This is a genomic window from Vreelandella halophila, from assembly GCF_019903425.1.
Lineage (GTDB): Bacteria > Pseudomonadota > Gammaproteobacteria > Pseudomonadales > Oleiphilaceae > Halospina > Halospina halophila.
In genome coordinates this window covers 256,126-273,648 of sequence record NZ_JACHUZ010000012.1, presented here as the reverse complement: position 1 = coordinate 273,648, position 17,523 = coordinate 256,126, and the positions used below count along the sequence as shown (strand labels likewise).

The 17,523-nt window shown below is 64.4% G+C and carries 18 protein-coding genes; 4 read left to right on the top strand and 14 right to left on the bottom strand.

Annotated features, from left to right (window positions below; all coding sequences use genetic code 11):
• Window positions 1-51: 51 nt before the first annotated feature.
• Window positions 52-267 (bottom strand): 30S ribosomal protein S21, encoded by a 216-nt coding sequence (rpsU, locus tag H4I92_RS03805; protein WP_077529332.1) that lies wholly within the window; start codon window positions 265-267, stop codon window positions 52-54.
• A gap of 157 nt (window positions 268-424) precedes the next feature.
• Between rpsU and tsaD the strand changes: the two genes are divergently transcribed.
• Complete coding sequence (gene tsaD, locus H4I92_RS03800) at window positions 425-1,486, top strand: tRNA (adenosine(37)-N6)-threonylcarbamoyltransferase complex transferase subunit TsaD (RefSeq protein WP_077529331.1); 1,062 nt, start codon at window positions 425-427, stop codon at window positions 1,484-1,486.
• A 3-nt stretch (window positions 1,487-1,489) separates the two neighbouring features.
• On the opposite strand, the gene plsY is transcribed toward tsaD, so the two are convergent.
• Window positions 1,490-2,071: a glycerol-3-phosphate 1-O-acyltransferase PlsY gene (gene plsY / locus H4I92_RS03795; RefSeq protein WP_077529330.1), complete on the bottom strand. Its 582-nt coding sequence runs from the start codon at window positions 2,069-2,071 to the stop codon at window positions 1,490-1,492.
• A 57-nt stretch (window positions 2,072-2,128) separates the two neighbouring features.
• Between plsY and H4I92_RS03790 the strand changes: the two genes are divergently transcribed.
• Window positions 2,129-2,485 carry a dihydroneopterin aldolase gene (locus tag H4I92_RS03790; protein ID WP_077529329.1) on the top strand — a complete coding sequence of 119 codons (357 nt, stop codon included), beginning with the start codon at window positions 2,129-2,131 and terminating at the stop codon, window positions 2,483-2,485.
• A complete protein-coding gene (gene folK, locus H4I92_RS03785; protein WP_077529328.1) occupies window positions 2,482-2,994 on the top strand; it encodes a 2-amino-4-hydroxy-6-hydroxymethyldihydropteridine diphosphokinase in 513 nt (170 codons plus the stop codon). The genes H4I92_RS03790 and folK (H4I92_RS03785) overlap by 4 nt, the downstream gene beginning before the upstream one ends.
• Here folK (H4I92_RS03785) and pgi read toward each other — a convergent pair.
• The 10 genes from pgi to dksA all read right to left on the bottom strand — a co-directional run bounded on the left by pgi (window position 2,980) and on the right by dksA (window position 14,636).
• Window positions 2,980-4,659, bottom strand: a complete 1,680-nt coding sequence (gene pgi / locus H4I92_RS03780; RefSeq protein WP_245800844.1) for a glucose-6-phosphate isomerase — start codon at window positions 4,657-4,659, stop codon at window positions 2,980-2,982. The genes folK (H4I92_RS03785) and pgi overlap by 15 nt on opposite strands.
• A 21-nt stretch (window positions 4,660-4,680) precedes the next feature.
• Window positions 4,681-5,538: a pantoate--beta-alanine ligase gene (gene panC, locus H4I92_RS03775; RefSeq protein WP_077529327.1), complete on the bottom strand. Its 858-nt coding sequence runs from the start codon at window positions 5,536-5,538 to the stop codon at window positions 4,681-4,683.
• Entirely contained in the window at window positions 5,535-6,329 is a 795-nt protein-coding gene (gene panB, locus H4I92_RS03770; protein ID WP_077529326.1) for a 3-methyl-2-oxobutanoate hydroxymethyltransferase, read from the bottom strand. The genes panC and panB overlap by 4 nt, the downstream gene beginning before the upstream one ends.
• 54 nt (window positions 6,330-6,383) lie before the next feature.
• Window positions 6,384-6,872: a 2-amino-4-hydroxy-6-hydroxymethyldihydropteridine diphosphokinase gene (folK, locus tag H4I92_RS03765; RefSeq protein ID WP_077529325.1), complete on the bottom strand. Its 489-nt coding sequence runs from the start codon at window positions 6,870-6,872 to the stop codon at window positions 6,384-6,386.
• Window positions 6,869-8,230, bottom strand: a complete 1,362-nt coding sequence (gene pcnB / locus H4I92_RS03760; protein ID WP_077529324.1) for a polynucleotide adenylyltransferase PcnB — start codon at window positions 8,228-8,230, stop codon at window positions 6,869-6,871. Before pcnB ends, folK (H4I92_RS03765) begins: the two co-directional genes overlap by 4 nt.
• A 548-nt stretch (window positions 8,231-8,778) precedes the next feature.
• Window positions 8,779-10,194 (bottom strand): sigma-54-dependent transcriptional regulator, encoded by a 1,416-nt coding sequence (locus H4I92_RS03755; RefSeq protein ID WP_077529323.1) that lies wholly within the window; start codon window positions 10,192-10,194, stop codon window positions 8,779-8,781.
• The gene (locus H4I92_RS03750; RefSeq protein ID WP_077529322.1) at window positions 10,191-13,151 is read right to left on the bottom strand and encodes an ATP-binding protein; all 2,961 of its coding nucleotides are present in this window, start codon (window positions 13,149-13,151) and stop codon (window positions 10,191-10,193) included. Before H4I92_RS03750 ends, H4I92_RS03755 begins: the two co-directional genes overlap by 4 nt.
• Complete coding sequence (locus H4I92_RS03745; protein WP_179105618.1) at window positions 13,141-13,317, bottom strand: hypothetical protein; 177 nt, start codon at window positions 13,315-13,317, stop codon at window positions 13,141-13,143. Before H4I92_RS03745 ends, H4I92_RS03750 begins: the two co-directional genes overlap by 11 nt.
• Window positions 13,318-13,319: 2 nt before the next feature.
• A complete protein-coding gene (gene gluQRS, locus H4I92_RS03740) occupies window positions 13,320-14,177 on the bottom strand; it encodes a tRNA glutamyl-Q(34) synthetase GluQRS (protein WP_077529321.1) in 858 nt (285 codons plus the stop codon).
• A gap of 18 nt (window positions 14,178-14,195) precedes the next feature.
• Window positions 14,196-14,636 carry an RNA polymerase-binding protein DksA gene (gene dksA / locus H4I92_RS03735; RefSeq protein WP_077529412.1) on the bottom strand — a complete coding sequence of 147 codons (441 nt, stop codon included), beginning with the start codon at window positions 14,634-14,636 and terminating at the stop codon, window positions 14,196-14,198.
• A gap of 164 nt (window positions 14,637-14,800) precedes the next feature.
• Here dksA and sfsA point away from each other — a divergent pair, with 164 nt between their 5' ends.
• Entirely contained in the window at window positions 14,801-15,529 is a 729-nt protein-coding gene (gene sfsA / locus H4I92_RS03730; protein WP_077529320.1) for a DNA/RNA nuclease SfsA, read from the top strand.
• Here sfsA and H4I92_RS03725 read toward each other — a convergent pair.
• Entirely contained in the window at window positions 15,526-15,882 is a 357-nt protein-coding gene (locus tag H4I92_RS03725; RefSeq protein WP_077529319.1) for a pentapeptide repeat-containing protein, read from the bottom strand. The two genes, sfsA and H4I92_RS03725, sit on opposite strands and share 4 nt — an antisense overlap.
• 73 nt (window positions 15,883-15,955) lie before the next feature.
• Window positions 15,956-17,515, bottom strand: coding sequence for a bifunctional aminoglycoside phosphotransferase/ATP-binding protein (locus tag H4I92_RS03720; protein ID WP_077529318.1), 1,560 nt, complete (start codon window positions 17,513-17,515; stop codon window positions 15,956-15,958).
• Between the last annotated feature and the right edge of the window lie 8 nt (window positions 17,516-17,523).

The following is a 17,523-nucleotide window of genomic DNA, read 5'->3' as shown; positions in this document are numbered from 1 at the left end:
GGTTCCGGTCCCCAAAGCAGGAACGCCCGCTCGAGGCGGGCGTCCGGGTGATCAGTAATAGCGCTCGAAGCGCTTCTGTTCACGCTGCAGCTTTTTGAGATGACGCTTCACCGCCGCGGCTCGCTTGCGCTTGCGCACCTCGGTGGGCTTCTCATAGTGCTCACGACGACGCACTTCGGAAAGAACCCCCGCTTTCTCACAGGAGCGCTTGAAGCGGCGAAGCGCCACGTCAAACGGTTCGTTATCTCTCACTTTCACAGCGGGCATGCGAAATCACCTACCTTAAAATCCGTTGTCAGATTGATGCTCTAAAGGCACTGCCTTTTCAGGATCCGCAAGTCTACGCATTCAATCCGGTGCTGTAAAGAGAGGGTGTGGCTTTGCGCTCTGGTACACTGTGCGCGTTCTTCAGGAAGCGGTGATCATGCGCGTACTCGGTATAGAAACCTCCTGCGACGAAACCGGCATTGCCCTCTACGACAGCAATGACGGTCTGGTGGCCCATGCCCTGCACAGTCAGGTGGCGGCGCATGCCGCCTACGGGGGCGTGGTGCCGGAACTGGCCTCCCGGGATCACATCCGTCGGTTGTTGCCGCTGTGTGAGCGCGTCCTGGATGAGGCCGGCTGTGGCCGCGAGGGCATCGACGCCATTGCCTACACCGCCGGCCCCGGACTGATCGGCGCGCTGCTGGTGGGCAGCACCTTTGCCCACGGCCTGGCGCGCGGGCTGGATGTGCCGGTGCTTGGCGTCCACCACATGGAAGGGCATCTGCTGGCCCCCATGCTGGAGGAGCGGGCGCCGGCGTTCCCCTTTATAGCCCTTCTGGTCTCCGGTGGGCATACCCAGCTGGTAAAGGTGGAAGCGCTCGGGCGCTATGAGCTGCTGGGTGAATCCGTGGATGACGCGGCCGGGGAGGCGTTCGACAAGGCAGCGCGCATGCTGGGGCTGGGCTACCCCGGTGGGCCGGCAGTGGCGAAGATGGCGCTTTCCGGAACCCCGGGGCGCTTCCGCTTTCCGCGCCCGATGACCAGCAAGCCCGGCCTGGATTTCAGTTTCAGTGGCCTCAAGACCTACACCCGCAACACCCTGCGTGACGAAGCAGGCCCTGAGGGTGCGGACGAGACCCTGCGCGCGGATGTGGCGCTGGCCTTTGAGCAGGCCGTGGTGGATACGCTGGCGATCAAGTGCCGCCGGGCCATGGAGCAGACCGGGGTGCGGCGCCTGGTGGTGGCAGGTGGCGTCGGTGCCAACCGGGCGCTGCGTGAGCGGCTGACGGCGCTTGAGGCGAGTCATCAGGCGGAGCTGTTCTTCCCGCGCCTGGACTTCTGCACGGACAATGGTGCCATGATTGCCTACGCCGGCCACCAGCGGCTGGTCGCCGGACAGCGGGACGGTACGGAGATGCTGGCCGTGCCACGCTGGCCCCTGACCGAGCTGCCCGGGCTGGATGAGGTCCGCCTCGAGGGGCTGCGCCAGACGGCATGAACCTCAGAGGTGGCTTTCGCTGCCCTGTGCCAGTCGCACCAGGTTGTCACGGTGGCGGACGAACAGAACCAGGGCAATGATCAGGAAGAGCCCTGTATGGGGCGGGTTGAGCAGGTACGCGATAACGGGGCCGCTGCCGGCGGCGACGATGGATGCCAGGGAGGCGATGCGCCACTGCCGGAAGACAAGCAGCCAGATAAGTGCCATGGCGAGAATAGTACTAGCGGCCAGCGCCAGGCCCGTGCCCAGGGTGGTGGCAACACCTTTGCCGCCCCGGAAGCGCGAGAAGGCCGGCAACATGTGCCCGGCGATAGCGGCCAGTGCGACCGCCGCCTGAGTGGCGGGGGTCGCATCCAGGTACTGGGCGAGGGCAACTGGTGCCCACCCTTTGAGGGCGTCGCCCAACAGCGTGAGCGCGGCAGGCCCGGGGCCGGCGATGCGGTATACATTGGCGGCGCCGGGGTTGCGGGAACCATAGAGGTGGGGCGGTGGTGCATTGAGCAGCTGGCATACCAGGGGCGCGAACAGGATCGAGCCACTGAGATAGCCCAGTGCGCAGAGCAAGAGTGCAAACAGCAGTTCCATCGAAGGCCCTGAACCGTAATCGGACCTTCAGGATAATGGATCAACCCGGGAGTTGGAATGGATAGCGTTTTCATTGAGCGGCTGGCCGTTGAGGCTGTGATCGGCGTCCTGGACTGGGAGCGGGCGGTGACCCAGCGTCTGCTTGTGGATCTGGACCTCCACTGGGATAATCGCGCGCCGGCTGCCGGGGACGACCTGACACTGGCCCTGGATTACGCGGCGGTGTCCGAAGCCGTGGCGCGGTGCCTGAGGGAAGGGCGGTTCCGCCTGCTTGAAACAGCGGCGGAGCAGCTCGCGGCCCTGCTTGCGGATGATTTCGGTGTCGGCTACCGGCGCATTGTGCTGCGCAAGCCGGGCGCCGTTCTGGGGGCTGAAGCCGTGGGCGTGGTGGTGGAACGTGGAGAAGGTCAATGAATCGGGTCTACATCAGTATCGGCTCCAACCAGAACACCGTGGTGAACGTCCGCGCTGCGCTGGATGCGCTTTCAGCCCGTTTCGGCGAGCTGGTCATCTCTTCCGTCTATGAGAGTGAAGCGGTTGGCTTTGAGGGTGAGAACTTTCTGAACCTGGTGGTGGCCCTGGATACCGATGAACCCGTTGGGCCGCTGGCGGAATGGCTCAAGCAGGTCGAGGACGACAATGGCCGTGAGCGGAACCGGCCCCGCTTCAGTTCTCGGACCCTGGACCTGGATGTGCTTACCTACGGGGATCTGGTGGGCACCATCGATGGCGTGGAGCTACCCCGTTCCGAAATTCTGAGCAACGCCTTTGTGCTCCAGCCCCTGGCCGAGATCGCCCCGGATGAACGGCATCTGGTCAGCGGTGAGCGCTACGCGGACCTGTGGCAGGCGTACGAGCGGGACCAGCGTCTCTGGCCCATCGAATTCCACTGGCAGGGCCAGCGGATCTCACCCCGCGCCTGAATCGCTGCCCTGCGCCGCCCGGAAGCGGGCGATCTGGCCGGCGGTGGCGCTGTCGAGCGCCATGCCGGCATCCGGCTCACCCTTCAGGGCGGGCAGGATCTGTCCCCCGATTTCCTTCCCCAGTTCAACACCCCACTGATCAAACGGGTTGATGTGCCAGATGGCCGCTTGGACAAAGGTCCGGTGCTCGTAAAGCGCGATCAGGGCTCCCAGCGTGGCCGGCTCAAGTTGTTCCATGGTGAGGAGGTTGCTGGGGCGGTTGCCGGGAATGGCCCGGTGCGGTGCCAGGCGCCGGGCTTCGTCGTCCGCCATGCCTTCCGCGATCATCGCCGCGTAGACCTCCTGTTCCGTCCGCCCAAGCATGAGGGCCCGGGCCTGGGCCAGGCAGTTGGCCGTGAGCATGGCGTGATGGCCATACACGGGGTTGTGGCTGGTCAGCGGCAGTATGAAGTCCACCGGTACCAGCCGCGTGCCCTGGTGGAGCAGCTGGTGGTAGGCGTGCTGGCCGTTGACCCCGGGGCCGCCCCAGATGACGGGGCCGGTATGGTGGCTGACCGGGCTGCCGTCATGGCACACGCGCTTGCCGTTGCTTTCCATGTCCAGCTGCTGCAGATGCTCCGGCAGGTGGCGCAGGTAGTGGTCGTAGGGAATCACGGCCTGGGATTCCGCGCCGAAGCCGTGCATGTACCACAGCCCCAGAAGACCCATGAGCATGGGCATGTTCTGTTCGGGGGGCGCCTTCCGGAAGTGCTGGTCCATGGCATGGGCGCCGACCAGCAGCTCCCGGAATCGCGGCATGCCCACCGCCAGTGCCAAAGGGAGGCCAATGGCTGACCACAGGGAATAGCGCCCGCCGACCCAATCCCACATGGGAAAGATGCTGTCACCGGCGATGCCGAATTCCCGGGCACGGTCCGCATTGGCGGTAACGGCGGCGAAATGGTGCTGGACCGTGGCTTCGGTGCCGCCGCCATTCAGGAACCATTGGCGTGCCACACGGGCATTGGCCAGTGTTTCCTGTGTGGTGAAGGACTTGGACTGGACCAGGAAAAGCGTGGTTGCGGGGTTCAGGCTCCTGAGTGTTTCCCAAATGTCGCTGCCGTCCACGTTGGCCACGTAGTGGCAGCGCGGGCGCTCGGACTGGAAGGGCGTCAGGGCTTCGGTGGCCGTCAGTGGCCCCAGGTAGGAACCGCCAATGCCGATGCTCACCACATCCGTTATGGGCTCACCGCCCATGCCCTTCCGTTCACCGCTGCGTACGGCATTGGTGAAGGTTTCCATGCGCGCCAGGGTGTCGCTGACTGCGGGCATGATGTCGTCGCCGTCGACACGCACGGGCTCATCCGTGTGCTGGCGCAGGGCCGTGTGCAGGGCTGGCCGGTCTTCCGTGGTGTTCAGCCGTTCACCGCGGAACAGGGCCTCCACCCGTTCGGGCAGACCGCGTGCCCGGGCCAGGGCCGTGAGAAGGCCCAGCGTCTGGTCGGTTACGCGGTTACGGGAATAGTCCAAGGTGAGGCCGGCGGCCTGGAGCGTCATGCGGGGGTAGCGCTGGGGATCCCGCTCAAAGAGTTCCCGCAGCGGCAGGCCGTCCAGCTGCGGGCGGTGGTTCATGAGCGCGGACCACTCGGGTGTGTCCGTGAGCGGCGGCGGGTATGGAATGGTCACTGGCTCATCTCCCTGAGCGTGTCAGTTGTTATCCAGGGTCAGGCTGAGGTTGTCGATCAGTCGTGTCTGCCCCAGCCAGGCGGCGGCGAGAATGGTGATCCGGGAGTCCTTGCGGTCCGCCGGCTCCAGGGTCTCGGTGTTGACGATGTTGAAATAGTCCGGATGAAAGCCTTCGCTGTCTAGGGTCCGGATGGCTTCATCGGAGAGCGTGCTGTAGTCGCGACGGCCCTCCTGGATGGCGTCCCGGGCCCAGCACAGCATCTGGTACAGGCGCACGGCACGCGTGCGATCGCTTTCACTCAGGTAGTTGTTGCGCGAGCTCATGGCCAGCCCGTCCGGTTCGCGGAAGGTGGGTACGCCCAGGATCTCGATGGGCAGAGAAAGGTCGCGCGTGAGCTTGCGGATCACTGCCAGCTGCTGGAAATCCTTCTCGCCGAAGACCGCCAGGTCCGGCTGGACCATGTTGAACAGCAGCGTGACCACGGTGGCGACGCCGGTGAAGTGCCCGGGGCGACTGGCGCCGCAGTGCAGTTCCGTGATCACCGGCACGGTGATGTGGGTGTGGTACTCGATGCCGTTGGGGTAGAACTCGCGCACATTGGGCGCGAACACCAGGTCGTTGCCCCGGGATTCAAGCTTTTCCTGGTCCTCCGCGAGCGTGCGCGGGTAGCTGTCGAGATCCTCGTTGGGCCCGAACTGCAGCGGGTTCACGAAGATGCTGGTGACCACAATGTCCGCCTGCTGGCGGGCTTCCTCCACCAGGGCCAGATGGCCGGGGTGCAGGTTGCCCATGGTGGGTACCAGCGCGATGCGTGCGCCAGCGTCACGGTGCGGCTTGAGTTCGGCTCTGAGGTCGGAGACGGTATGGACGGTCTTCATCCGCTGAAACTGTGTTTGCTGTCGGGGAATTCGCCGTTCTTGACGGCCTGATCATAGGCGCGCACAGCGCCTTCCACGGAACCGCCTTCCTTCAGGAAGTCCTTCACGAAGCGGGGCTTGTGGCCACGGCTGATGCCAAGGATGTCCTGCAGGACCAGCACCTGGCCGTCGGTATCGGGCCCGGCGCCAATGCCGATCACCGGTACGCCCACCTCGCGGGTGATGCGCGTGCCCAGTGAGGACGTTACGCACTCGAGCAGTATCACGTCCGCCCCGGCCTCGACCAGCCGCCGGGCGTGGGCGACCATGCGTTCAGCCGCTTCAGCACCCTTGCCCTGCACCCGGTAACCGCCCAGCTTGTTGATGAACTGGGGGGTCAGGCCCAGGTGGGCGCAGACGGGCACGCCACGCTCGGTCAGCTGGTGCACGCTTTCGGCCATCCAGTCAGTGCCCTCGATCTTCACCATCTGGGCCCCCGCCTGCATCAGGCGGGCGGCGTTGTGCAGGCACTGTTCGGTGGTGGCGTAGCTCATGAAGGGGAGATCGGTCATGACCAGGGATTCGGGCTGCGCACGCGCCACGCATTCGGTGTGGTAGACCATGTCTTCCATGCTCACGGGTACCGTGCTCTCACGGCCCTGCAGCACCATGCCCAGGGAATCGCCCACCAGCTGAACATCAATGCCGCAGTCGCTGAGCAGGCCTGCAAAGGTGGCGTCATAGGCGGTCAGGCAGCTGAATTTCTGCCCGTTCGCGCGATAGTCCCGCAGCGACTGGATGGTGATGCTCATGAGCGGCTCCCGATTCCGTTTTGGATCCCGCCAAGGGTAAAGCCGGCTCTGTGTTCAGGCAAGCGTGACGGGGGTCAGGCCGTTATCCGGGCATTCGCGGAGCAGATCCTCAATGCGTCGATCATCGGGCAGGGTGAGATCCGGGTCCAGATCCAGCAGCGGGCGCAGGACGAAATCCCTGTTGGGGATCTCGGGGTGGGGTACGGTGAGCTCCGGCTGGGCGATGGTCTCGCGGCCATAGAGCAGAAGGTCGAGGTCCAGCACCCTGGGGCCCCAAGCGCGGGTACGGACCCGGCCCTGGGCGTCCTCGATGCGCAGCAGTTGCTTCAGCAGTGTTGTAGCGTCCAGGTCGGTCTCGAGCCTGGCCGCCATGTTGAGGAAATCCGGTTGATCGGAGGGACCGACCGGGCTGCTGCGGTAGATGGGCGAGGCGTCCGCCAGGGTGGTTTCCGGCAGCTGGTGCAGTGCTTCCAGCGCCAGGTGCAGCTGCTGCAGTGGGCTCTCCAGGTTGCTGCCAAGCCCGATCCAGGCGGTTACGCTCATGAGTCGTTCCGCGCGGGCTTGCGGCGCTTGCGGCCACTGCGTTTCTTGCCGCCGCCGCCCAGGGCGCGGAGCATTTCGCGGCGCCGGTCGGCATCGGCGTCCTGGTATTCCGTCCACCAGGCGCCCAGGCCCTGAGTGTCCTCGCCGGCGGCTTCGCGCACCAGCAGGAAGTCATAGGCAGCCCGGAAACGGGGATGCTCCAGCAGTCTGTCCGCACGCTTGCCACTGCGCTTGTCCAGCCGCAGCTGCAGCTCCCAGATCTCGCGCATCGGGGTGCTGAAGCGCTTGGGAATGGCGGTGGCCTGGGTCTGGTTCTGGATGGTCTCACCGGCCGCCTGCTGCAGGGCCTGGTAGGGCGGCTGGTCGGTTTCCGCCTCCTCCTGGCGCCAGGCCTGCTGCAGTGCCGGCCACAGCAGTGCCGCATACAGGAAGTAGGGGGTTATGGGCTTGTTCTGGCGGACCCGGCGGTCGGTGCTGGCCAGTGCTTCCTGGATTACGCCGTCCGGTTCGCCCTCGGCGATGGCCCTGGCGGATTCCGGGAACAGGGGTGCGAACAGGTCAAAGCGCTTCAGCATCTCGTAGGTGGTCTCGCCCTGGCCGGCGGTGAAGAGCTTGAGCACTTCCTCGAACAGCCGCGCCGGCGGTATGTCCTCCAGCAGGTGGCTCATCTCCCGGATCGGCTGGGCGGTATCCTCGGCGATGGTGAAATCCAGCTTGGCGGCGAAACGCACTGCCCGGAGCATGCGCACAGGGTCTTCCTGGTAGCGGGTCACCGGGTCACCGATCAGCCGCAGCTGGCGGTTGTGCAGGTCCTTCACGCCGCCGGCGTAATCGTGGACGGTGAAATCCCGGATGTCGTAATAGAGCGCATTGACCGTGAAGTCGCGCCGGAGCGCGTCCTCTTCGCGGGTGCCGTAGACGTTGTCGCGCAGCAGCCGGCCCTGGTCGTTCACATCCATGTGTGGGTCGTTATCCGCGTCCTTGGGCGAGCCGCGGAAGGTGGTCACCTCGATGACCTCGCGCCCGAAGAGCACATGGACCAGCTTGAAGCGCCGGCCGATCAGGCGCGAGTTGCGGAACAGCTCGTGCACCTCCTCGGGGGTGGCGCTGGTGGCGATGTCGAAATCCTTGGGGTGACCGTCCAGGAGCAGGTCACGCACACCACCACCGACCAGATAGGCTTCGTGCCCGGAGCGATTCAGCCGGTGCAGCACCTTCTTGGCGGATTCGCTGATGTTCTGGCGTGAGATGTTGTGTTCGTCGCGCGAAATGATGCGGGGTTCATGGGGAGCGGTCCCGTTCTGCCCGCCGAGCTGGCTCAGCCAGTTCTGTACCCGTTCCAGAAAACGTCTCGCCATGGAGTCTCTTGCTGATTCTGTCTGACCCGAAAGCGCGAGTGTAACGATTCAAGCGGTCTGGCGCGAGTCCGGAGGCCTGAATCAAAACGGGGCCGCCCGAAGGCGGCCCCGAAACAGGGGTCAGTCAGAAAGTGTTTTCGTTGTTATTCGGCGTGCATTGTTGTTTTTGTTGTCGACGCTCGACTGTTTTCGACGAACGGAACGTTTTTGCAACAGAGAGCGGAATGGCCGCTAAAAAGCTCGGCTGCCAAAACACTCAGTTCGAAGGGCGTTCATTATTGTTTTTTAGCCCTTGGGGCAGCTTGTTTTTGTTGTTGGACCGCTGCCTTGTGAGTGCGCGTTCTTGTTTTTGTTGGGCGCTTTTTCTTGTTTCGGGTGAATTAAGCAGGTGCTGTGCCAGAATCATTGGCCCTTTACGAGACAGGGAGTTACGAAGGGGTAAGGTCTGAAAAGGGGGTAATTTAAAGATATGAATTGTTACTCACATTTTGTGTTCTGCGGGTCAGTGTTTCGAGCGGTAACAGCGGGTAACAGTAGTGTGCACGGCGTCAATGGCTGGCACTGGAACCCGGCGCGCCGGATTTTTTGCGTGGAATCCCCAGTCGCTGGCGCCGCTCCCACAAGGATTTGCGGCTGATTCCCAGTTTCTGGGCCAGCTCGGTTTCGCTCATACGGTCCTGGTTCTCGAGCACGAAGTGCTGGAAGTAGTCCTCAAGGGATAGATCCGAGGGTGCCTCCTCCTCCCGGCCTCGGGGCTCCGCGGGCTGACCTGCACCCACCAGCCCGGTGGAGATGGTGGGTTCCTCGTCCTCGGCATCCAGGTCCAGAAGCTCCGGAGTGATGACATCGCCGTCCGCCAGTATTACGGCGCGCTCAATGGCGTTCTCCATCTCACGGACGTTGCCGGGCCAGCGGTAACGCTTGATGAGCTGCATGGCTTCCGGCGAGAAGGTGTAACCGCGGTGAGCCATGCGGCCGCCGATCTGCTCCAGAAAGCGTTTGGCCAGCCCCAGTATGTCCTCTTCCCGGTCGCGCAGCGGTGGCAGCCGGACCTGCATGACATTGAGGCGGTAGAACAGGTCCTCCCGGAATTCACCAGTGCGGGTCATGGCTTTGAGGTTGCGGTGGGTGGCGGCCACCATCCGGACGTCCACCTTACGGCTTTGGGTGGAGCCAACGCGCCGGATCTCGCCCTCCTGAAGCACACGCAGAAGCCGGGCCTGGGCTTCTGCGGGCAGTTCACCGATTTCATCGAGAAACAGGGTGCCGCCGTCCGCGGCTTCGATGAGGCCCGTACGGGCCGAGACGGCGCCGGTGAAGGCACCCTTCTCGTGGCCGAAAAGCTCGGATTCGATCAGGGCTTCGGGAATGGCGGCGCAGTTGACGGAGATGAGCTTCCAGGGCGCCCGGCGGTTCAGGTTGTGCAGAGCCTGGGCTGCGAGTTCCTTGCCGGTGCCGGATTCGCCGATGATCAGCACTGTGGTGTCGGTGGGCGCTACCTTGCGGAGCAGATGGAAAACGCGCTGCATCGCCGGACAGTCGCCGTACATGAAGTGCGAGGGATCGGTGCTCGAGCCATTGCCCTTCTCCGGACCCGGCGTGTTTTCCGGTTCGGGCTGCTGCGCCAGGATCCGCTCCACGCATTGGAGCATTTCGCCATGATCGAAGGGTTTGGCGATGTAATCCACGGCACCGAGTTTCATGGCATCCACCGCCGAGCGCAGGCTGGCATAGCTGGTCATGATGAGCACGGGTACATCGGGTGCCCGGTGGATCAGGTCAGTGCCCGGTTCGCCCGGCAGACGCAGGTCCGTGATGATCAGGTGAAAGTGGTTGAGGTCGAACCGTGCCGTTGCGTCCGCAATGGATTCCGCCCCCTCAACCTCATAGCCGTTGTGGGTCAGCAGTTTTTCCAGGGCCGAGCGGATAACCGCTTCGTCCTCAACAATGAGTATGCGACTCATGATGGCTGATCCGTTGTCTCGTTCGTCGGGTGGGCTTCGGGAAAACGCAGCACGAACCGGGTTCCGCGCCCCGTTTTCGCGCTGGCCGGGCTCTCGACGCTGATGGTGCCATGATGTTCCTCCACGATGCTGTAGACAAGAGAGAGCCCGAGCCCGGTGCCACGATCCGGCCCCTTGGTGGTGTAGAAGGGATCGAAGATGTGATCCAGATCGCTGCTGGCGATGCCCTCGCCCTCATCGGTGACGCGTACCTCGACGGTACCGTCCACCCAGCGGGCCTCTACCGGGATCTCGGTGCCTTCGGGCGCGGCGTCCCGGGCGTTAGAGAGCAGGTTGACGAAGACCTGGACCAGTCGCTGTTCATCACCGGCGATCATCAGTTCGCTGCTGCAGTGATTGCGGTAGGGACTGGGGGATTCCCGGTCCGCCAGTGACAGCAGGTGGGTGGCTTCGTCCACGCAACGCCGGATCCGTAACGGTTCATGGGGATTGCTGACACCGTCCTGGCCGGCGCGTGCGAAGTTCATCAGTGACTGCTGGATGCTTGATATCCGGTTGGTCTGGCTCAGGATCTCGTCTGCCGTCTCCAGTACGCCGGGCGCATCGGTTTCCAGTTTCAGGTTCTGGGCCAGGCAGGCGATTCCTGTTACCGGATTACCCACTTCGTGGGCCACGCCGGCGGCCAGTCGCCCCACGGAGGCAAGCCGTTCGCTGTGGATCAGTTCTTCCTCCAGCCGCCGTGTCTCGGTCTGGTCCTCCACCAGGATGACGGTGCCGCCCTCTGGGTGGCCCGGGCCGGCAATGTCACTCTGGTGCAGGTTGAACCAGTGCGGTTGGCCGCCCAGATCCACCTGGCGGCGGGGCTGGTGCTGTGCCTCGCTGTGGTGAAAGCTGCCAAGCAGCTCCCGCCAGGGTTCCTGCAGCGCCTCCAGGCTGGCACCCACGGTGCGGTCCGCCGCAATGCCGGTGAGTGCCTCCATGGCGTGGTTCCACATCAGGATCTCGTGGTCGCTGCCCAGCGAGCAGGCAGCGATCGGAAGGTTCTGCAGGATCTGGCGGTAATGGCGGCGCAGGCTGTCCAGCTCGGCAGCGAGACCGGTCAGCCGGCTCTTGTAGTCTTCCAGGGCGACTTCCACGAACTGGATGTCGTGCTGCGGTTCCTGGGAACCGGTCTGGGGCTTGAAGCCGAGATGGCGCTGGACGATGTCCTGGGCAATGGCTGGCCCGAGCAACCCGGAGAGATTGACTTCCAGTTGGTCGCGCAGCCGGCGCAGCGGGTAGGGCCTGTTCTCGGAGGCCGGCAGTTCCAGCTGGTCCAGGGCCCGTTCCACTTCACGGGTGGCCACTTCGGTGCCCAGGGGGACCGTGAGCTGGGACTTGAACTCCTCCGAGGAGGTGGCTTCCAGCTCCCGCCGTGGCGGGCGTGCCATGGCCCCGATGCTGCAGGACTCTGCGGCGCGGGCCTCACCGTTGCTGGTGCTGGTGAGCATGGAGGTCAGCGCGAACACCACGACGTTGACGCTCAATGCGAGGAAGGTGGGCACGTGCCAGCTGTCGATATTCGAGGGCTGCATCAGATGGATGCCCAGCCAGTCCCCGGGGGTAACGCCGGTGGTGAACGGCAGTACCAGCCCCGCGAACCAGACCAGCATGCCCGCGATGATGCCGCTGATCACCCCCTTGCGGTTGCCTTCCGGCCAGTAGATGACGGCGAGGACCCCGGGCAGGAGCTGGAGCACGCCGGTCAGGGCCATCAGGCCCAGGCTGTCCAGCGCCAGATGGCGGCCAACCAGGGCGTGGAAGAGCAGCGCTGCCAGGATGATCGCCACGATCAGGAGACGGCGCACGCTCTGGAGCCAGGTGTAGATACTGCGGTTTTCCGGGGGTGAGCGCAGGGGCAGCACCAGATGATTGAGGAGCATGCCGGAAAGCGCCAGGGTCAGCACGATCGTCAGCGCACTGGCGGCGGAAAGGCCCGCCAGGTAGGCGAGTGTTGCCAGCAGCGGCGATTCCAGAACCAGGCCCAGGCTGACCGCGAAAAGGTCCGGGCTGCCGGGGACCTCGAGGGCACGTGCGCTCCAGAGGATAATGGGAATGGGCAGGGCCAGGAGCAGCAGGTACAGCGGCAGCCCCCAGCTGGCGCGTGCCAGGGCACGGGGGCTGGGGTTCTGGGTGAAGGTCATGTGGAACATGTGCGGCATGACCAGGGCCGCGGCAAAGGAGATCAGCAGCAGGGCGCGCCAGTTGCCGTCACTGAGGCGGCGTTCGAGGGCGCTGACTTGGTGGGTCTGGCCCTGGAGCCAGGTTTCCAGGCCTGTCGGCCCGTTGAAAACGCTGAACAGCAGAATGGCGGCGATGCTGCCCAGGGCGAGCAGCTTGACCAGTGCCTCGAAGGCCATGGCCATCACCAGCCCCTCGTTGCGCTCCACGCCCTGGCTGCGGCGGGCGCCGAAGAGCGCCGTGAACACCGCTGCCAGAACCGCGAAGAGGGTGGCGCTGAACCAGCGGCTGGCATCGGGCGCCAGGGTCTGGATGGCGCCGGCCATGGCCTGCATCTGGAGGCTGAGCAGGGAGAGGATGGCGATGCCGGAACACAGTGTTACCAGTGTACCCGCCCACTGGGAGCGGTACCGGAAGGTGAACAGATCCGCGAGTGAGCTGAGCTGGTAGTCACGCGCCAGCCTGAGTATCGGGTGCAGCAGCACGGGGGCAAGCAGAAAGGCGCCGCACAGCCCCAGGTAGTAGGCCAGGTACCCGTAGCCGAAGCTGTAGGCCATGCCGACGGCCCCGAAAACCGCCCAGGCACCGGCATAGACGCCCAGGCTCAGTACGTATACCAGCGGGTGATGGGTCCAGCGCCGGGGCAGCCAGTTACGGTCCGTGGCATGGGCAATGGCGAACAGCACCGCCAGGTAGAGGGCGCTGATCAGCAGCAGCAGGGGCACGCTAAAGCTCATCGCCGTCCCTCCGGTGATCGAGCCAGAAGGCGAGTGCGATTAGGGCCAGCCAGATGCCGAACGGCTGGTACCAGGCGCTGCCGGGCGCCACCCACCAGTCCATGATGTCGGGCGAGAAGATGTAGATAGCCAGTACCAGCAGGAAGACCAGGCGATAGATGTACATGGTTATGCCCTCTGGAGCCTTTCCGGGTTCCAGTGGCTGACGGCCCACTCCAGTTGGTTATCCACGGGTGCCCCATTAAGGTCGGGGGGCGGGCGGTGAGCCAGGGCAGTGAGGGCCTGGCTGATGTTCCGTGGTGCCGTGGCGGCGTCGATGGCCGAGGCGCCCGCCTGTTTGCTCAGCTTCTGACCCTTTTCGTTGCAGACCACCGGGAAGTGCAGGTAGGCTGGCGGGGCCTCCTCCAGCGCCTCATAGAGGCAGAGGTGGGTTGGAGTGAGGTCGGCCAGGTCCTGCCCACGGACCACCTGGTTGATGCCCTGGGCTATGTCATCCACTACTACGGCCAGATGATAGGCGTAAAACCCTTCCTTGCGCCGCAGCACCACATCGTCTTTCTCCCGTTCCAGTCGTATGGGCTGTTCGCCGAGCACACGGTCATACCAGTGCCCGTTACACGCTTCCACCGGAAAACGCAGGGCGAAGGGCTCTGGCTGGCGCCAGTCCGGTTGCTCGCGACAGTGCCTGGGGTGCTGGCCACCATGGGTTTTGAGTTCACTGCGGGAGCAGGGACATGGGTAGAGTCTGCCCGCCTCTCGGAGGCGGGTCAGGGCGGCGTTATAGGCCCCGCTGCGCTGGGACTGGAGCCAGGGGGCTTCATCGGGGATCAGCCGGTGGGCTGCAAGGGCGTCCAGAATGCGCTGTGTGGCGCCGGGCGCCTCGCGCAGCGGGTCAATGTCCTCGATACGGACCAGCCAGGTGCCATCATGCGCACGGGCATCCAGCCAGCTCGCCAGTGCCGCGACCAGCGAGCCGAAGTGGAGGGGCCCTGTCGGCGATGGGGCAAAACGGCCGCGGTAGGCCATCAGGACGCCAGAAACGGGTCAGACGCCGGTCTGCTTTTCCCGGATCTCGGCCAGGGTCTTGCAGTCGATGCACAGGGTTGCGGTCGGGCGCGCCTCCAGCCGGCGAATGCCGATCTCCACACCGCACTGATCGCAGAAGCCGTAATCGTCCTTGTCGATCCGGTCGATCGTCTTGTCGATCTTGCGGATCAGCTTGCGTTCACGGTCACGGGTGCGCAGTTCCAGGCTGAATTCCTCCTCCTGGGTGGCGCGGTCGCTCGGGTCCGCGTAGTTCTCGGCGTCCTCCTGGAGGTGGTGCACCGTGCGGTCCACTTCCTCCATCAGTTCCTGTTTCCAGCCGAGCAGGATCTTCCGGAAATGCTCCAGCTGCTCCTGGTTCATGTATTCTTCATCATCGCCCGGCTGGTAGGGCTTGAAGTCGGCAAAGTCGTTCTGAACAGCGGGTTCATTTTTCGACATAATGGTTACCCCTTTCGAGTCGCAGCCGGCCTGGCGCCGGCGACTGACCTTCGGCATCATTGCCGCAATTCCGGATTGGCCACGCCATCCGCTCTTTATAGAAGATGCGGGGCATGGCAGGCAAGATTGCGAAACGTAGCAGATAACATCAGGGGGAGCTACCCATGGAGTTCGATCCACCACTTACGCCGGGAACCCTGGTGCGTCGCTATAAGCGCTTTCTGGCGGATGTCACGCTCGATTCCGGGGAGACAGTGGTGGCGCACTGCCCGAACACGGGCTCGATGACGGGCTGCGATGCGCCGGGCAGTCGCGTCTGGCTGAGCCATTCCAGCAACCCGAAGCGCAAGCTTGCCTGGACCTGGGAGCTGGTGGAGACAGACTCCGGGGGTGAGGTCGCCTGCATCAATACCGCACGCGCCAATACAGTGGTGGGAGAGCTTCTGAACGGGGCGCGGCCCGGGGTGCTGGCCGGCTATGACCGGGTACGCCCGGAAGTCCGTTACGGCAGCGAGAAGAGCCGCATTGACTGGCTTCTGGAGGACAGTGGCGGTGAACGGGCGCCGGTCTGGATTGAGGTGAAGAACGTGACCCTGGCCGAAGAAGGCGTTGGCTACTTCCCGGATGCGGTGACCGCACGCGGGCAGAAACATCTGCGGGAGCTGATGGCGCGTGTCGAGGCCGGGGACCGCGCCATGCTGCTGTTCTGTGTCAGCCATTCCGGGGCACAGGAAGTGCGGCCGGCGGAGGGCATCGACCCGGTGTACGCGGGGTTGCTGCGTGAGGCAGTCGCGATGGGGGTGGAGTGCCGGGGATGGCGCATGACCATGGAGCCGGCAGGCCTTGGCCCGGGCGTGGAGGTGCCGGTGGTGCCTGCCGCGACCAGCGGCTAGCCCCGGGTGTTGTAGCGCATGCGGGTGCCGTGGTTGAGCGACATCACGATCTCATCAGCGGCGATCACCCTGGGGAAGAAACAGCCTGAGATCTTGGTGTGAGCAATGCTTGCGCCCTCCATGGAGGTCTCGCTGAAATCAATGCCTCGCAGGTCGGCGCCCCGGAAATAGGCGTGCCGGAGGTCCAGGTCCTTGGCGTTGAGGCCGCGCAGGTCGAGACCGCGGAAATCGCCATAGGCAAAGCTCGGGAGCTTTTCCAGTTTTTCCCGGGCCTCATTGAAGGCCTGGATGTTTTCGTCGCGCAGTGCCTGATAGAGCGGGTCGTCGATACTGCGAGCCTGATCTTCTTCCATTGCTGTCCGTCCAGGTTTGTCCGGGCTTCTGTCCCAGTATAGTTGTTTACCCGCTGGCTGCCACGTGTGTGGCTCAGTGGCCGCGTGGTCCGGGGTCCAGGGCCCGGATCAGTGCATCCAGGGCACCTGGGCTCTGGGTATGGACATGGATGGTGTGGCTGCGTTCACTTTCACCAATCGGGTCCGCACTGCCCAGCTGCTGCTCGAGCACCGCTTCGTCCGCCTCGGAGACCTCGCCACTGCGGCCGGCCCGCTCCCGGATCCGTTCACGCAGGACGGATTCCGGCGCCTCGCAGGCGATCAGTACGAAGGGAACACCCAGCGATTCCGCCACCTCCGCCATGCCATCCCGTTCCTCCTGGCGCAGCGCCGCGGAATCCACGATGACCGGGTAGCCCGTTGCCAGTGCCTTGTGGGTCAGGGTCTGGAGCCGCTGGTAGGTCTGGCGCGTGGCCTCCTGGGTGTAGATGCCGGCATCCTGGGCGGAGCTGCTGGACTCGGTTGGTCCCAGCCCGAAAAGGCGTTTGCGTTCCACATCGGAGCGCAGTCGGATCATGCTGAACTGTTCCGCCAGCGTGGCGCTGAAGTAAGACTTGCCACTGGCGGAAAAGCCGGTGGTGGCCGCCAGCCAGGGCTGGGGAATCAGGGAGTAGCGCTCGGCCAGCTCCGCGTAACGCCGGTACCGATCAAGGTTCTGCTGTTCGGCCTCGCTGGAGTCAGCCGGGCTGAGCAGGGCGATCTTCGCGCGGACCATGGCCCGGTAGGCACTGAACAGGCGCAGCAGTGGCAGGGCATCGTAGTCGCTGCTGTGTTCCAGGTAATGATTGAGTACCCGGGCCGACCAGGCGGGGTGGCCGCGGCTTTCCAGGTCCATGAGCAGGAAGGCCAGGTCATTGGCGGTGTCGATCCAGCGGAATTCGGGATTGAACTCGATGCAGTCGAACACAGTGATCCGGCCTTCAAAGAGGGCGATGTTGCCGAGGTGCAGGTCGCCATGGCATTCACGGACGCGGCCGTCGGCCAGCCGCTGCTCCAGGCGTTTGCGCTGCTGCTCGAAGGTGTCGCGGATCCACGCCAGCAGGGCCTGTGCCTGCTGGCGGTCACTGGGCTCCTGAAGGTGCTCCAGGGCGGTGGTCACGTTGTCCACCATTGCGTCCCTGAGGCCATCGGGGTTGGCCATGGAGCTGTCCGGTGACAGCGACGGGACTGAATCGTGGAAGCTGGCGACACGTTCTGCGAGCTCGTCCAGTTGCTCCGGTGTCAGCTCGTCGCGCTCGCTCAGCCGGTCCAGGGTCTGCTCGGGGTCGAACTGGCGCATGCGTACCGCGTACTCGATGGGCGTGCCATCACCATTGACCATCGGCGACTCGGGGCTGCCCGTGATGGGAACAACTGCCTCGTAGACTGGTTCCGCCAGCCGCCGGTTGAGGCGCAGTTCCTCCTTGCAGTAATGCTGGCGGGCGCTGAGTTCGCGGAAGTCCAGGAATCCCAGATCAAGGGGCTTCTTGATCTTGTACACATAATCGCCGGTCAGCAGCACCCAGGAGATGTGCGTTTCGATCAGGCGGATATCACTGACCGGGTGCGGGTAGCATTCCGGGGTCTGTAAGGCACTGATCAGCCCTGATTCCATTCCGCAGC

Excerpts from the sequence above, each read along its gene's own strand:
- rpsU (WP_077529332.1), bottom strand. The coding sequence starts at position 267 with ATGCCCGCTGTGAAAGTGAGAGATAACGAACCGTTTGACGTGGCGCTT.
- H4I92_RS03790 (WP_077529329.1), top strand. The coding sequence starts at position 2,129 with ATGGATAGCGTTTTCATTGAGCGGCTGGCCGTTGAGGCTGTGATCGGC.
- gluQRS (WP_077529321.1), bottom strand. The coding sequence starts at position 14,177 with ATGGCCTACCGCGGCCGTTTTGCCCCATCGCCGACAGGGCCCCTCCAC.
- tsaD (WP_077529331.1), top strand. The coding sequence starts at position 425 with ATGCGCGTACTCGGTATAGAAACCTCCTGCGACGAAACCGGCATTGCC.
- H4I92_RS03745 (WP_179105618.1), bottom strand. The coding sequence starts at position 13,317 with ATGTACATCTATCGCCTGGTCTTCCTGCTGGTACTGGCTATCTACATC.
- H4I92_RS03750 (WP_077529322.1), bottom strand. The coding sequence starts at position 13,151 with ATGAGCTTTAGCGTGCCCCTGCTGCTGCTGATCAGCGCCCTCTACCTG.
- sfsA (WP_077529320.1), top strand. The coding sequence starts at position 14,801 with ATGGAGTTCGATCCACCACTTACGCCGGGAACCCTGGTGCGTCGCTAT.
- folK (WP_077529325.1), bottom strand. The coding sequence starts at position 6,872 with ATGAGCGTAACCGCCTGGATCGGGCTTGGCAGCAACCTGGAGAGCCCA.
- dksA (WP_077529412.1), bottom strand. The coding sequence starts at position 14,636 with ATGTCGAAAAATGAACCCGCTGTTCAGAACGACTTTGCCGACTTCAAG.
- panB (WP_077529326.1), bottom strand. The coding sequence starts at position 6,329 with ATGAGCATCACCATCCAGTCGCTGCGGGACTATCGCGCGAACGGGCAG.
- pcnB (WP_077529324.1), bottom strand. The coding sequence starts at position 8,230 with ATGGCGAGACGTTTTCTGGAACGGGTACAGAACTGGCTGAGCCAGCTC.
- H4I92_RS03755 (WP_077529323.1), bottom strand. The coding sequence starts at position 10,194 with ATGAGTCGCATACTCATTGTTGAGGACGAAGCGGTTATCCGCTCGGCC.
- panC (WP_077529327.1), bottom strand. The coding sequence starts at position 5,538 with ATGAAGACCGTCCATACCGTCTCCGACCTCAGAGCCGAACTCAAGCCG.
- plsY (WP_077529330.1), bottom strand. The coding sequence starts at position 2,071 with ATGGAACTGCTGTTTGCACTCTTGCTCTGCGCACTGGGCTATCTCAGT.
- folK (WP_077529328.1), top strand. The coding sequence starts at position 2,482 with ATGAATCGGGTCTACATCAGTATCGGCTCCAACCAGAACACCGTGGTG.
- H4I92_RS03725 (WP_077529319.1), bottom strand. The coding sequence starts at position 15,882 with ATGGAAGAAGATCAGGCTCGCAGTATCGACGACCCGCTCTATCAGGCA.
- H4I92_RS03720 (WP_077529318.1), bottom strand. The coding sequence starts at position 17,515 with ATGGAATCAGGGCTGATCAGTGCCTTACAGACCCCGGAATGCTACCCG.